Origin of the sequence: Streptomyces sp. NPDC048383, from assembly GCF_040651775.1 — a bacterium.
GTDB lineage: Bacteria > Actinomycetota > Actinomycetes > Streptomycetales > Streptomycetaceae > Streptomyces.
Genome location: NZ_JBEZKS010000048.1, coordinates 13,070 through 25,840, shown reverse-complemented (window position 1 = coordinate 25,840; position 12,771 = coordinate 13,070). Strand labels below are relative to the sequence as shown.

15 protein-coding genes and 1 pseudogene are annotated in these 12,771 nt (G+C 72.3%); 8 read left to right on the top strand and 8 right to left on the bottom strand.

Annotated features, from left to right (window positions below):
- Positions 1–25: 25 nt before the first annotated feature.
- Positions 26–1,171, bottom strand: coding sequence for an epoxide hydrolase family protein (locus tag AB0D46_RS28120; RefSeq protein WP_362881477.1), 1,146 nt, complete (start codon positions 1,169–1,171; stop codon positions 26–28).
- 63 nt (positions 1,172–1,234) lie between these two features.
- On the opposite strand from AB0D46_RS28120, the gene AB0D46_RS28115 reads away from it, so the two are divergent.
- Positions 1,235–2,203, top strand: coding sequence for a YafY family protein (locus AB0D46_RS28115; RefSeq protein WP_362881475.1), 969 nt, complete (start codon positions 1,235–1,237; stop codon positions 2,201–2,203).
- Positions 2,204–2,284: 81 nt separating this feature from the next.
- Here AB0D46_RS28115 and AB0D46_RS28110 read toward each other — a convergent pair whose 3' ends face one another.
- Entirely contained in the window at positions 2,285–2,833 is a 549-nt protein-coding gene (locus tag AB0D46_RS28110) for an MmcQ/YjbR family DNA-binding protein (protein WP_362881473.1), read from the bottom strand.
- 238 nt (positions 2,834–3,071) lie between these two features.
- Here AB0D46_RS28110 and AB0D46_RS28105 point away from each other — a divergent pair, with 238 nt between their 5' ends.
- Positions 3,072–3,815, top strand: a complete 744-nt coding sequence (locus tag AB0D46_RS28105) for a carbonic anhydrase (RefSeq protein WP_362881472.1) — start codon at positions 3,072–3,074, stop codon at positions 3,813–3,815.
- 139 nt (positions 3,816–3,954) lie between these two features.
- Positions 3,955–4,566, top strand: a complete 612-nt coding sequence (locus AB0D46_RS28100; RefSeq protein WP_362881470.1) for a CatB-related O-acetyltransferase — start codon at positions 3,955–3,957, stop codon at positions 4,564–4,566.
- A gap of 103 nt (positions 4,567–4,669) precedes the next feature.
- Here the strand turns inward: AB0D46_RS28100 and AB0D46_RS28095 are convergent.
- From AB0D46_RS28095 to AB0D46_RS28080, 4 genes and pseudogenes are all read right to left on the bottom strand, one after another.
- Positions 4,670–5,178: pseudogene (locus AB0D46_RS28095) on the bottom strand (DinB family protein).
- 106 nt (positions 5,179–5,284) lie between these two features.
- Positions 5,285–6,202: a class A beta-lactamase gene (gene bla / locus AB0D46_RS28090; RefSeq protein ID WP_362881468.1), complete on the bottom strand. Its 918-nt coding sequence runs from the start codon at positions 6,200–6,202 to the stop codon at positions 5,285–5,287.
- A 339-nt stretch (positions 6,203–6,541) separates the two neighbouring features.
- Positions 6,542–7,243, bottom strand: coding sequence for a DUF4232 domain-containing protein (locus tag AB0D46_RS28085; RefSeq protein WP_362881466.1), 702 nt, complete (start codon positions 7,241–7,243; stop codon positions 6,542–6,544).
- 197 nt (positions 7,244–7,440) lie between these two features.
- Positions 7,441–8,172, bottom strand: coding sequence for a hypothetical protein (locus AB0D46_RS28080; protein ID WP_362881464.1), 732 nt, complete (start codon positions 8,170–8,172; stop codon positions 7,441–7,443).
- 389 nt (positions 8,173–8,561) lie between these two features.
- On the opposite strand from AB0D46_RS28080, the gene AB0D46_RS28075 reads away from it, so the two are divergent.
- The 5 genes from AB0D46_RS28075 (at position 8,562) to AB0D46_RS28055 (ending at position 11,086) form a co-directional block, all read left to right on the top strand.
- A complete protein-coding gene (locus AB0D46_RS28075) occupies positions 8,562–9,050 on the top strand; it encodes an NUDIX hydrolase (RefSeq protein ID WP_362881462.1) in 489 nt (162 codons plus the stop codon).
- Positions 9,051–9,164: 114 nt separating this feature from the next.
- On the top strand, positions 9,165–9,422 hold the full coding sequence (locus AB0D46_RS28070) for a hypothetical protein (RefSeq protein ID WP_362881460.1): 258 nt from the start codon (positions 9,165–9,167) through the stop codon (positions 9,420–9,422).
- On the top strand, positions 9,419–10,162 hold the full coding sequence (locus AB0D46_RS28065; protein WP_362881458.1) for a DUF6193 family natural product biosynthesis protein: 744 nt from the start codon (positions 9,419–9,421) through the stop codon (positions 10,160–10,162). The genes AB0D46_RS28070 and AB0D46_RS28065 overlap by 4 nt, the downstream gene beginning before the upstream one ends.
- 82 nt (positions 10,163–10,244) lie before the next feature.
- Positions 10,245–10,613 (top strand): VOC family protein, encoded by a 369-nt coding sequence (locus AB0D46_RS28060; RefSeq protein ID WP_362881456.1) that lies wholly within the window; start codon positions 10,245–10,247, stop codon positions 10,611–10,613.
- Between the two features lie 95 nt (positions 10,614–10,708).
- Positions 10,709–11,086: a DUF4180 domain-containing protein gene (locus AB0D46_RS28055; RefSeq protein WP_362881454.1), complete on the top strand. Its 378-nt coding sequence runs from the start codon at positions 10,709–10,711 to the stop codon at positions 11,084–11,086.
- A gap of 51 nt (positions 11,087–11,137) precedes the next feature.
- Here AB0D46_RS28055 and AB0D46_RS28050 read toward each other — a convergent pair whose 3' ends face one another.
- A complete protein-coding gene (locus AB0D46_RS28050; RefSeq protein WP_362881452.1) occupies positions 11,138–11,494 on the bottom strand; it encodes a CAP domain-containing protein in 357 nt (118 codons plus the stop codon).
- A gap of 826 nt (positions 11,495–12,320) precedes the next feature.
- On the bottom strand, positions 12,321–12,734 hold the full coding sequence (locus AB0D46_RS28045; protein ID WP_362881451.1) for a hypothetical protein: 414 nt from the start codon (positions 12,732–12,734) through the stop codon (positions 12,321–12,323).
- Positions 12,735–12,771 lie beyond the last annotated feature (37 nt).

The following is a 12,771-nucleotide window of genomic DNA, read 5'->3' as shown; positions in this document are numbered from 1 at the left end:
GGGGGCGGCTGCGGGGGCTTACGCGTCAGGGGCCGAGGGTGGTGAAGAAGGAGCGTACGTCGGTCACGAAGGCCTCGGGCTGTTCCAGGGCGAGGAAGTTGCCGCCCCGTTCCAGTTCCGTCCAGTGGGTGATGTGGTGGTCCCGCTCCGCGAAACGCCGAATGGCGACGTCGGTGCCGAGTGCGACGGCCACGCCGGTCGGGACGGTGCCGCGCGGTTTCGGGGCCCAGGCGCTCGCGTCGTGGCCGGCCTCGTAGTAGAGGTTCGCCGAGGAGCCGGCCGTGCCGCTGAACCAGTAGACGCTGATGTTCGTCAGCAGCCGGTCCCGGCCGACGGCGTCCTCGGGAAGCTCGGCCGCGGGATCCGTCCACTCCTTGAACTTCTCCACGATCCAGGCCAGTTGACCGACAGGTGAATCGTGCAACCCGTAGGCGAGGGTCTGCGGGCGGGTGGACTGGATGGCGTTGAAGCCCATCCTCTCCTGCTGGAACGCCTCCAGCCGGGCCAGCCGCTCCTGCTCGGGCCCGGTCAGCCCCACGAACTCGGCCGGGTCCCCGGAGGGGAAGGTGATCAGACCGTTGACGTGCACGCCGATCACCCGGTCGGGCACCCGGCGCCCCATCTCCGCGACGATCCACGCCCCGCCGCCGGTGCCCTGAACCCCGTACGCGTCGTAGTCGAGCCGGTCCATCAACTCGACGAACGCGCCGGCGATCCGCCCGGTGTTCCAACCGGCCTCGCCGAGCGGGCCGGAGAAGCCGGTGCCGGGCGTGGAGGTGACGATGACGTGGAAGTCCCGGGCCAGCGGCCCGATGACGTCTGCGAACTGGACGAACGAGCAGGGCCAGTCGTGCACCAGGAGCAGCGGGACGGCCGCCGGGTTCTGCGAACGGACGTGCAGGAAGTGGATGTTCTGGCCGTCGATCTCGGTGGTGAACTGCGGGAACGCATTCAGCTCCGCCTCCGCCCCGCGCCAGTCGAAGCCGTCCGCCCAGTACGCGGCCAGGTCCTTCAGGTAGGCGGTGGGCACGCCCCGGCTCCAGCCCACACCGGGGATCTCGCTGCCCCAGCGGGTGCGCGCCAGCCGGTCCCGCAGGTCGTCGAGTTCCTCCTGCGCGATGTCGATGCGGTACGGGTGGATCCGGACGTCGATGTCGCTGCTGTTCTCCATGGGCAAGACGTTAGTCTCGATATAGGCACGTTGCCTTCCTAATGACCTCACAGGCTTGGTTCCATGCTCGATACCTCCGCACGCCTCCTGAAACTGCTCTCCCTCCTCCAGACCCCGCGCTCCTGGCCGGGCTCCGAGCTGGCCGAACGCCTGGGGGTGAGCGGACGTACGGTCCGCAACGACATCGACCGCCTGCGCGAACTCGGCTACCCCGTGGACGCCGCACGCGGGGCTACCGGCGGCTACCGGCTGGGTGCGGGGGCCGCGATGCCCCCGCTGCTGCTCGACGACGAGGAGGCCGTCGCGGTGACGATCGCCCTGCGGACCGCCGCGCGGGGCGCCGTTCCCGGCACCGAGGAAACCTCCCTGCGGGCCCTGGCCAAACTCGAACAGGTACTGCCGTCGCGGCTGCGTCGGCGGGTACGGACGCTCCAGGCGTACACCGTGGCCGTGCCGGCGGACCGCCCGGCGCCGACCGTCTCCGCGGAGGTGCTGACCACCCTGGTCTCCGCCTGCCGGGACCGGGAACGCCTGCGCTTCGAATACCTGGACCACGCCGGCTCACCGACCCGACGCGTCGTGGAGCCGTACCGGGCGGTGAACTGGGGGCGGCGCTGGTACCTCGTGGCGTGGGACGTCGAACGGGAGGACTGGCGGACCTTCAGGATCGACCGGATGCGACCCCGCACCCCGACCGGCCCGCGTTTCGTCCCGCGCGAGGGGCCCGACGCCGACCTCGCGGCCTACGTCTCCGGACGGGTGTCGAGTGCGGCCTGGCGCCACCACGCCCGCGTGAGCGTCCACGCGCCGGCGGCGGAGGTGGTCGAGCGGATCAACCCCGCGGTCGGCACGGTGGAAGCCGTCGACGCCGACAACTGCACCCTGATCACGGGCGCCGACACCCTGCAGACCCTGGCCGTCCACCTGGGCATGCTCGACTTCGACTTCGACGTCATCGAGCCGCCGGAACTGGTCGCCCACCTGCGCCGGCTCGCCGACCGCTACGCCCGCTCGACACCCCCGACGGACTGAGGCGGGCGGGCCGGGCGGCGGGCCGGGTGAGGGCGGCCCGGGAACGCGCCCGGCCCCACGCCGCACGGAACGCCCCCGGCCCTACGCCACCCGGAACGCCCGACCGGTGGCGGCCAGCGCCTCCTCCAGGACCCGGACCGCCTTCGGGCCGACGCCGTGCAGCGCCGCCAGTTCGGCCCGCCGCAGGCCGGCGACCCCGTCCAGGGTGGTGATACCGGCGGCGGCCAGCGCCCGGGTCGCAGGATTGCCGATGCCCCGCAGCAGGTCGCCGAGCTCCCCGGCCGTGACGGTCGCGGCGGCCGACCGGGCTGTCGCGAGCGCCTTGGGGGCCCGCCCGAGCCAGGCCCGGCGTACCCAGTGGTTCAGCTGTTGGCCGTCCAGGTCCCCGAGCGGGATCCGGACGCCGATCGCCGCGGTGCCGCGGCTGACCGTACGGGCCGTCGGGTGGGCGTCGAGCACCCGACGGGCCTCGGCTTCGGGCAGGTGGAGGCCGAGTTCCCCGTCCGCGTCGGTCCGGGCGAACCACCGGTCCCGTACGCGGAACACGACCCCGGCGCCGCCGGCGGCGGGCTGTTCCACGGCCTCGGGGAGGGCGAGCGCGGTCCGGCGGAGTTGGGCGAGAGTCGTCACGGGTCCACCCTCGCACGCGGTCATGGGGAGAGTGCCCCGCCCCCGCCGCCCCGGCCCCCTCCCCGCGAACGCCGTCCGCGCCGACGGTGGACGACGTCATCGGAGGTCGTGTCCTGCCGACGGTCCAGGCGCTGCACGAAGACGCTTCGTCGAAATTCATCCAAAGCTCGATCAAGGCCGATCAAAGAAGAGCGCCGAACATCGTATCGGAGCGCATATGCGCCTACTTTGGTCCGCTATGACTCCCGATGTCGAACGTCATGAGGACAGGGGCCGGCGCCTGTTCGTGCGGGCCGCGCTGACGGGAACGGTCGCCGTCGGCGCCGGGCTCATCGCGGGCCTTCCCGACGTCAGGCCCTCCCCGACGCAAGGCCTGAACGGGCCGCGCCCGACGACGCCCGTGTCCGCGCTGCGGGCGCTCGACGCGGGGAACCTGCGCTGGAGGACGTTGCACGAGCGCCACCCGGACGCGACGAAGGCGGTGCGCAGGACCGTCGTCACGGGCCAGCACCCCTTCGCCGTCATCCTCGGCTGCGTCGACTCCAGGGTGCCGCCGGAGCTGGTCTTCGACCAAGGTCTCGGCGACCTGCTGACCGTACGGTCGGCGGGCGAAGTCCTCGACGAAGCCGTGCTGGCCAGCATCGCGTACGGGGTCGTGGAGCTGGCCATTCCGCTCGTCGTGATCCTGGGGCACCAGTCGTGCGGGGCGGTCGCCGCGGCCGTGCACGCGGACGAGAGCGGTGGAGGGCTGCCGGGCCACATGCAGTACCTGGTCGATCAGATCCGTCCGGCGATCGACCGTACGCTGACGGGTGACGCGAGGGTGGACGCCGCAGTCGACGCCAACGTACGGCTGGTGGCCGCGCGCCTGCTCGCCGAGCCCGTCCTGGCCGCCCGGATCGGGGCCGGCGGGTTGGCCGTCGTTCCGGCCCGGTACGAACTGACCGACCAGCGGGTCCACCTGATCGGCGACGCCCCCTGACGGACCCGCCGGCGCCGGGTCCGGGATCATGGACGCACTGTCCGCGCCCGCACAGACCGTTCGGAGTGGTGCCACCATGAATCCCGATCCGCGCGACGACCGGCCCGACGGTCCGCCCGACCCCGCGACTCTCCACCCGATGCCCGGACAGCCGCGCGTCGTGCTCCTGAAGCCGCTGGTGACGTCGCCGCTCATCGAGGTCGGCGCGTACACGTACTACGACGACCCGGACGATCCCACCGCCTTCGAAACCCGCAACGTGCTCCACCACTACGGGCCGGAGAAGCTCGTCATCGGGAAGTACTGCGCGCTGGGCACCGGTGTCCGGTTCATCATGAACGGCGCCAACCACCGGATGGACGGCCCCTCGACCTTCCCGTTCCCCATCATGGGCGGCGGCTGGGCCGAGCACTTCGACCTCATCACCGGTCTGCCCGGACGCGGGGACACCGTCGTCGGCAACGACGTCTGGTTCGGCCACGGCGTCACGATTATGCCCGGAGTACGCATCGGACACGGCGCGATCGTCGCCTCCGGCGCCGTCGTCGTCGCGGACGTACCCGACTACGGCATCGTCGGCGGCAACCCGGCCGAACTGATCCGTACCCGCTACGGAGCGGCGGACGTGGCCCGCCTGCTCGCCGTGGCCTGGTGGGACTGGCCGGTCGAGCACCTCACCCGGCACGTGCGCACCGTCATGTCCGGCAGCGTCGACGACCTGGAGGCCGCCGCCCCGGCCGGCGCCGGGTGAGCACGGTCATCGGGCGGGCACGGTCATCGAGCGGACGAGGCCGCCCGGGAGCCCCGCCGAAACCCCGTTGGGCTCGGCCGGGCTCCCGAGCGACCCCCGTGTCCTACTGGCCCACCCGACCGTCGACGCACTCGCGCAACAGGTCGGCGTGTCCGCAGTGGCGGGCGTACTCCTCGATCCGGTGGACCAACAGCTCCCGCACCGCGACGTCGTCCTTCCCCAGCGCTCGCCCAGGTCCGGATGGCCGGCCAACACCGCGTCGGTCGCGGCCTGTTCGCGCTCCAGATCGACGTACGCGGCGTCGACCTGGGCCTGGTCGGCAACGGCCTCGTCGAAGTCCGCGTCGCGCTTCCCGTACAGCTTCGGCAGCGGATCACCCTCGGTGATCCAGTTGCGCCAGTCGCGTTCCCCTTCGGCGAGGTGCCGCAGCAGACCGAGCAGTGACATCGTCGACGGTGGTACCGAACGACGGGCCAGTTGTTCCGGGGTCAGGCCCTCGCACTTCATCCGCAGGGTCAGCCGGTAGCCCGACAGGAAGTCGCCCAGCGTCGCGAGCTCGCCTTCCGGACTGGGCCCCGTGTCACGGGGGTCGTCGGCGGGGTCGACCCACATGTCTGCGTACACGGTCGCCTGGGTCCATCGCGCGGGTTGGTCACTCATGCGGCGAATGATCCTCCACGAGCACCCCGGACCGCGAACGCATTTGTGGGCCGGGCCCTCATGCGAACGTGTCCGCCAGCAGTTTCGCGGTCTTGGCGATCAGGGTGTTGTCGCGGACGGCGTCAACGTCCGGCATGGTGCTGAGGATGGACAGGACCACCGGCGGTCGCCCGGGCGGCCAGGCGACGCCCACGTTGTTGTTGGTCCCGTACGAACCGGCGCCGGTCTTGTCCGCGACGGCCCAGTCGCGCGGCAGCCCCGCCCGCAGCCGGTCGGCGCTGGTGGCGTTGGCCAGCAACCAGCCGGTCAGTCGCTCCCGGTCCTGCGGCACCAGCAGCCGGCCGAGGGTGAGCCGCGCGTACGTCTGCCCGATCGCCCGGGGCGTGGTGGTGTCGGTCACCCGCTCCGGCTCGGCCGAGTTCAGTGCGGGCTCCCACCGGTCGAGCCGGGTCGTACGGTCCCCCACCGAGCGGCAGAAGCGGGTGACCGCGGTGGGGCCGCCCAGCTCGCGGAGCAGCAGGTTGGCGGCGGCGTTGTCGCTCTGGGCGATGGCCGCCGAGCAGAGCTGGGCCACGGTGAGACCACCCGCGATGTTCTCGGGGAGCTTCGTGATCTCGCCGCCGCCCGCGTCCGTGACGTCCTGCTGCGTGTAGTGGATGCGCTTGGCCAGGAACGTGCCGTCCCGGTCCAGGTCGCGCAGGACGGCCGCCGCGGCGACGGTCTTGAAGACCGAGCACATGGGGAACAGCTCGTCGGAGCGGTGGAGCACGGTCCGGCCCGTCGCCGTGTCCCGCGCGTACACGCCCAGCCGCGCCCCGTACGCGCGTTCCAGTTCGCGCAACCGCGGCACGACATCGGTCGGACCGGGCGACGAGGCCGCACGGGCCGTGCCCGCCGGCAGCGCCACGGCCAGGGCCGCCCCCGCTCCCGCGGTCAGCAGCGAGCGACGGGACGGGATGGTACCCGGGGTCTTCACGTCAGCTTCTCCTCTTCCGTCAGTTTCCATCAGGGTTCGTCAGTTCTGCGCGGTCAGGTGAGTCGGGAGACGTCAAAAGTGATCAATTCGGTTCCCCCCTGTTGCTGGCGTGGTCTCCCTTGGTGTCGGACGGCTCGTCAGTTGACTTTCGCATCAGCGCAGTTGTCGGTTGAGGAGCCACGACGGCGTCGGCCGGGAGAGGTGCGGGAAGGGGTGCGGCCGGAGGGTGACCCACGGGATCGGCCGAAGACCGACTGGTCCCCGGGAGGGGCCTAAGGGTGGAATGACACCGATGCCGCCTATCGGGCGGTACGCACAGTCCGGCCCGGGCGCGGGGAATCAGGACGGTTTGGTGGCGGAGAACGCCGTGACCGTCACCTTGTCGTCGCACTCGGCGAACACCCCGTCGTCCATGGCGATCTGGTGCGCGCCCGCGCCCGGCACGCCCAGGACCAGCGTGGGGAAGCTGGATGGGGTGGCTCCGGACACGCAGTACCCGTCCGCCTCGCCCTGCACCTGGACGAAGGTGAGCTTCGTCCAGGCGCGGGCCCCCGGGGCCAGGGTGACCGGGGCCGCGGCGCCGGCGCGGGTGACCGTGAGCGGTCGGTTCTTGTCGGGGGAGCCGTTGCCCGCCCCCGCGACGGTGGGGAAGCCGGTCAACGCGCAGGGCTGCGACGAGGTGTTCGTGACGGAGACGACGACGGCCCCCGTGCCCGTGCCGGGCGGCCTGACGTCCGCCTGGTGGCCCTCCGACACCTTGACGTGCCCACTCGTGCAGGGTTTCGCCCCGGCTGCCGGAGTGGAGCCCGACGCGCTCGGCGTCCCCTTGCCGCCTCCGCCGGAGGCGGCCCCACCGGCCCCCGGACCCGTCGGTGTGGCGGCTGCGGTGGGCTTCGCCGGGCCGGATGCCGTCGGAGGCGTCGACGGGCCGGTGGCCGCGCCGTCCTCGCCCGTCGGCGTACAACCGGTGACCAGGGCCGCGGCCACCGCCGCCGTCGCCAGGACCAACGTGCCGCGTCGTACGGCCACTGTGCAGCGCATGGGAGCTCCCCGAGGTTCGCGACCGGTCCCGTACCGGCTCTCGCGCCGACGGACACGACCCCGCGCCCCACCCGGTTCGCGCCACGACCGCGCTGTGGCGCATTCGTGACACCACCGGGATGAAGGGATTCTCCTTCCCCCTCGTCGTTGGCGGTGGCCCGATCACCGCCAGCCCGTCGCGGGGCCGACCCCGCCGGTCAGGCCGAGGAGTCCCACGCCGTCAGCAGGCCGTCCAGCCACGCGGGCGGCAGTTCGGCCGCGTCCCATTCCTCGCGCAGCGCGGCCGGGGCCGTCGCGAGCCGCTCCAGCACGGCGAGGCTGGTGGGGGAGTGGATCAGCGAGTAGCGGCCGTGGATCGCGATGGCGCTGCCGGGCCCGTACTGCGCGTACAGCCGTTCCAGGCGGGCCCGGTGGGCCGTGCCGAACTCCGTGAGCTGCCCGGCGTACATGGCCCGCTGTCTGTAGCCCATCGTGCCGAGGACAGCGGAGAGCACCTCCGTGGTGACCTCCGGGTCGAAGTCGGACACGGAGGTGAGGGACAGGTACAGCGGACTGACCGCCACCTGCGCCCGCTCCACCTCCATCCGCCGCACCCGCGGACGCTCCTCGGGCGAGGAGACCGACGCGTCGGAGCCGACGGCGCGGCGCAGGGCCCGCTCGGCGATGCCCCCGAGCTCGTGGACGACGTCGCCGACGCCGGCCCGGCCCGAGCCGTCCGGGGCGCCCCCGGTCCCGCCCGCAGCACCCGCCGGCCCGCCGGTGATCTCCTCGTACGCGCGGGCGATGGCGCCGGCCTCGACGACCCCGATCAGCTCCTCCGCGTCGCCGGTGAAGACGCCCGCCCGGGCCAGGAGCTGGAGGAGCGTCGTCTTCGCATTGGCGACGCTGGCCGCGTCCGGCAGCTGCGGACCTGCTCCGGCGGTGTTCATCGGCTGCTCCTCTTCGCTCGGGTGCGTCGCGCGGGTACGCGAGGTCGTTCGGTCCAAGGATGCGACCTCCGATGATCGCGCTGCGACCCACCCCTCCGGCGCGGCGCGAGCGCACTGTCACCCGACCGGTGAACGGTCGCGTACGGCCGGCGCTGCCGGCAGCGGTTCCGGGCGGCTTCCCACGTCCGGGTGACGGGCGGGAACGCGCCGGTGCCGTGGGCGTGGATCCATGATCCGACTACGCTTCGGTGGACTGACGGGTGCACGGATACCCGCCTGTCCCTCCGTCGACCGTTCCATGCGCGACGGGAGTTCGTCCGGTCGACGTCGCGGGGACGTGGAGCGCATCAGGGGAGTGGAGTCGGATGTCGGGAACGTCCAGGACCATAGTGTCGGCCCTCGTCGAACAGGATGGCTGCCTGCTGATGGTGCGCGAGCGCCTGGGGGACGAGCAGGAGCAGTGGGTGCTCCCCGGCGGGGTCGTCGAACCGGGCGAGCTCGCGCACGACGCCCTGGTACGTGAGGTTCACGAGGAGACCGGACTGACCCTCACCGGGCCGACGAGCCTGGCCTGCGTCTCGCAGCACGCGGTCACCGGGGATCCGGGCTGGGACGGCACCTGGACCGTCATCACCTTCCGCGCGGAGCGACCGACGGGCACGCTCGCCCCCCTCGACCCCGATGAGCAGGTGTTGGAGGCCGCCTGGGTCCCGCTGGACGAGGCCCGGGCGCGGATCACCGCCCACCCGTCCCGCCGGCGTCGGGAACCCGTCCTGGCCTCTCTGACCGGCAGCGCGCCGCCCGGAAGCCTGTGGCTCTGGCCCGACGGGCCGCAGGAGTCACCGGTCGTCATCCCGGTCGCGGCGGCCGGGCCGTAGCGGGCGCCGCCGCCGCGCGAGCTCCACCTGATCCACCGACTGCACATCACCCCGCAGGTCCGTGCCGGCTTCGCCGAGCGGGAGTGCGACGAACTTCCCGACGGCAGCCAGGAGGTGGGGATCGTCGAACGGGTCGACTACCGGGAGAGCGCCGCCCTGCCGATCTTCCCGCCGATCGGACCCGCCCTCGCGGCGTTGGCCGACCCCCGCGCGAACGTCACCGACGCCGCAACGGAACCCGTCACCGACGAGAACCGGACCTGGCCGCGACCCGTACCGCCCGCCGCGGCAGCCGGGCCCACCCACGGCCGACCCGAGCCCCCCCACGCGCCGCACCGCCCCGGGCGGTTCGGGCAGAATCGAGAGCCGTGACGACACCCCCCGACCCGGCCGTCCTGTATCCCGACATAGCCGCGCACGGAACCCTGGCCGCAGCCCTCCGGGCCGCGGCGGGCGGTCGTCTCGACTCCGTACGGCTCACCTCCCGCCAATTCGCCCCGCTGCGCGGTGTCACGGTCGGCTGCCCGCTGCCGCACCGCAGACCCCTTCGGATCAGCGCGGGACACCACGCGCGGCAGTGGTCGATCCGCGGCGGCGACGGTTTCGAGGACATGACGCTCATCGACGGCACGACGGACGACCTCGCGGCGGTCGCCGAAGCCGCGTCGGCCTGGCACGACGGGGTGGAACTGGGCGACATCCGACGCGCGACTCCCTTCGTCCACCTCACCGGCCGCTTCGAGGTCCCCGACCTCGACCCGGCGGGCCTGGTGGCCAGTGCCTGGCAGCACCTGCGCACCGAGGCGCGAGAGCTGGAGTACGCCTGGCGGCCCCTCTACCAGGCCCTGATCGAGGCCGCCCACGCCGAACCGGCACTGCGCCGGCTCTACCCGTTCACCAGTCACTGGTCCCTGCGCTTCTCCACGAGGACGCGCCCTCGCCTGAGGCCCGTCGGAGCATCGCTGGTGGTCGACACGCCGCCAGTCCGGTACTCGGTGGCCGAAGGCTTTCCGAACGAGGACGATCCGGTGTTCCCCACGCCGGCGGAGGCGGTGTCCGCGGCCGTACGCCGTCTCCCGCCGTACCTTCCCCCGGTCGCACTCGGCTGCTGACGTACGTTCCGCCACCGCCGGTCACGGCCCTCGCCCCCGGTATTCGGCGGTGACCGGTCGCCGTTTCCCGCATGCTGCCCTCATGCCCGTCACGATGAAGTTGTGCGCCATCACCCTCGACTGCCCGGATCCGCAGGCTTTGGCCGCGTTCTACGAGCAGGCCACCGGCCTCCCACCGCATCCGCGATCCGATGCCGATTTCGCGGGGCTGGGCGGTGAGGGCGGCCTCTTCATCGGTTTCCAGCGGGTGGCCGGCTACCGGGCGCCCCGCTGGCCGGACCAGAGCGTTCCGCAACAGTTCCACTTCGACTTCGCGGTCCACGACCTGGACGAAGCCGAAACGCGGTTGCTCGCACTGGGGGCGGGCAAGCCGGTCCACCAGCCGGACGAGAAGAGGTGGAGGGTCCTCACCGATCCGGCGGGGCATCCGTTCTGCCTGGTCAGAGAGTAGGAGCGTGGGCCGGGTGGGAGGCTCCCGTACCCGTCGGGCGGTCCCGGTGAGAATCGGTGGGCATACGGCGCGGGACGGAACTACCCTCGGAGTCCATGAGTACCTTGCTGACCATCCATGACGTCCCCGTGTTCACCTGCGCCCCCGACGGCGACGCCATCCGCTGCGAAGCCGATGCCCTCGACCTCATCGGCAATGCCGGTTACGAGGGCGCCCGCTGGGTCGTCATCCCCGCCGAACGTCTCGACGACACGTTCTTCCGACTGAGCAGCCGCGTCGCGGGGGACATCGTCCAGAAGTTCGCCACCTACGGCATGGGCCTCGTCGTGCTCGGCGACATCACCCCCCACACCGAGGCCAGTTCGGCGTTGCGCGACTTCGTCCGCGAGTGCAACCGGGGCCGTCAGACCTGGTTCCTCGCCGACATCGAGGAGCTGCGGGACCGCCTGCGGAGCGGGACCGGCACCAACTGATCGGGCAGGGGCGGGACACCCGTCGGCATCCCGCCCCGGTGGTGGGGCGGGTCAGCGCGTGGCGCCGAAGGCCTGCGTCCAGTAGGAGTTCGGCTGGGCCAGGCCGACGCCGATCTCCTTGAACGAGCAGTTCAGAATGTTCTTCTTGTGGCCCGGACTGTTCATCCAGCCGTTCATGACCTGCTCGGGCGAGCCGTATCCGTAGGCGACGTTCTCGCCGTACGTGCTCCAGGCGTAGCCGGCGCGCGTGATGCGTTGGCCCGGGTCGGAGCCGTCGGATCCGGTGTGCGACATGTTGCTGTGGGAGGCCATGTCCTGGCTGTGGTTCTGCGCGGCCGCCGTCAGCTTGTCGTTGACCGTCAGCGCCGAACATCCGGCCTTGGCGCGCTCCTGGTTGACGAGGGCCACCACCTGCGCCGTCGGCCCGGAACCCGGGGCGGTGGGCGGGGTCTGCCCGCCGGCGGGCTGCTCGGCCGCGCCGGCGGCGTGGCCGGGGAGGTCCGGGCGACGGGCACGGTCGACCCGTTGCCGCCCTCACCTACGGGGGCCGTCGGGCTCGTGCCCGGACCCTGGGTCCGGGTCGACGGGGTGGGCGAGGCGATCCCGGGGAGGGGCACGTCGGGGACCGAAGCGCTGGAGGAAGGGCGCGCGGAGGGCTTCCGGGAGGCGTCGGCCGAGCTGCCGCCCGTGTCCAGGCACGCCATCGCGGCGGTGGGTATGCCCACGACGCCCAGCGTCACTGCGGCGATCGATATCTTCCGGTAGCGCGTCGTCTTGCGGTGCCTCTGCATACGTGACCTGACCTCACTCGGTTTCTGCGAAGCGTCCTGCGTCCCCTGCCGCCGGAGCGCCGGACGGGCCGCCATTCTTAGAAGCCCCCCAACGGGCCGGCAAGTCTCGCCGCCGGCCCGAGCGGTGGCGGTGCGCGCCGGGCTTGTCATGGCCGGGAGATCGTGCCGGCCGCGCGGGCCGGGGCCGGGGTGAGACGGGTGACGTACCTTCAGAAATCGCGCTGACGAGGAGCATTGCTCGGTTGCGTCCCAGCATGCGAGATGCCCATTTCGCCGGAGAGGGGAATGTCGACCGCGGACGGGAAAATGGTGACATGTCACGGACCAGCATGCGGCCGTAATGGTTCCGTGACCCGGGCGTCCCGTGTGGCGCATGTCACCGTTTCGCCGCCCGCACCGGAGGGCGACCGTCCGGGACTTCCCGGACGGTCGTCCTCCGGCGACTACGCCCGGGCTTCGACGGAGCGTCGCGGCAGGAGGGGGGCCACCACCGCGCCCAGCGCCAGCACGCTCAGGCCGAACATCAGGACGCCCAGGGGGACGTGGGCCGCAGGTATGTGGGCGATGCCCAGCACCACCTGGACCGAGGCGAGCACCAGGAAGCCGGACGCGTACAGGATGGGACGCGGCGATCTGCCGCCCGGCCGCCAGGCGAGGACCGCCGCGAGCACGTACAACATCGAGGCGCCGTACATCACGCGTGAGCCGACATCGTGCAACACCCCACCGACGGACGAGGACAGCAACATTCCGGCGGTGACGGCCTGGAAGAACAGGGCCGCGGTCTGCAGGACGACGGAGACGCGCAGGAACGTGGTGAGGCGCTGATGTGTCGTCGTCGTCCGGGTGATGGCCATGATGGGGTCCCCTCTTCTGCCTCGCGGCGGTGGATCT

Excerpts from the sequence above, each read along its gene's own strand:
- AB0D46_RS28060 (WP_362881456.1), top strand. The coding sequence starts at position 10,245 with ATGCCCGTCACGATGAAGTTGTGCGCCATCACCCTCGACTGCCCGGAT.
- AB0D46_RS28085 (WP_362881466.1), bottom strand. The coding sequence starts at position 7,243 with ATGCGCTGCACAGTGGCCGTACGACGCGGCACGTTGGTCCTGGCGACG.
- AB0D46_RS28115 (WP_362881475.1), top strand. The coding sequence starts at position 1,235 with ATGCTCGATACCTCCGCACGCCTCCTGAAACTGCTCTCCCTCCTCCAG.
- AB0D46_RS28105 (WP_362881472.1), top strand. The coding sequence starts at position 3,072 with ATGACTCCCGATGTCGAACGTCATGAGGACAGGGGCCGGCGCCTGTTC.
- AB0D46_RS28100 (WP_362881470.1), top strand. The coding sequence starts at position 3,955 with ATGCCCGGACAGCCGCGCGTCGTGCTCCTGAAGCCGCTGGTGACGTCG.
- AB0D46_RS28080 (WP_362881464.1), bottom strand. The coding sequence starts at position 8,172 with ATGAACACCGCCGGAGCAGGTCCGCAGCTGCCGGACGCGGCCAGCGTC.
- AB0D46_RS28055 (WP_362881454.1), top strand. The coding sequence starts at position 10,709 with ATGAGTACCTTGCTGACCATCCATGACGTCCCCGTGTTCACCTGCGCC.
- AB0D46_RS28045 (WP_362881451.1), bottom strand. The coding sequence starts at position 12,734 with ATGGCCATCACCCGGACGACGACGACACATCAGCGCCTCACCACGTTC.
- AB0D46_RS28120 (WP_362881477.1), bottom strand. The coding sequence starts at position 1,171 with ATGGAGAACAGCAGCGACATCGACGTCCGGATCCACCCGTACCGCATC.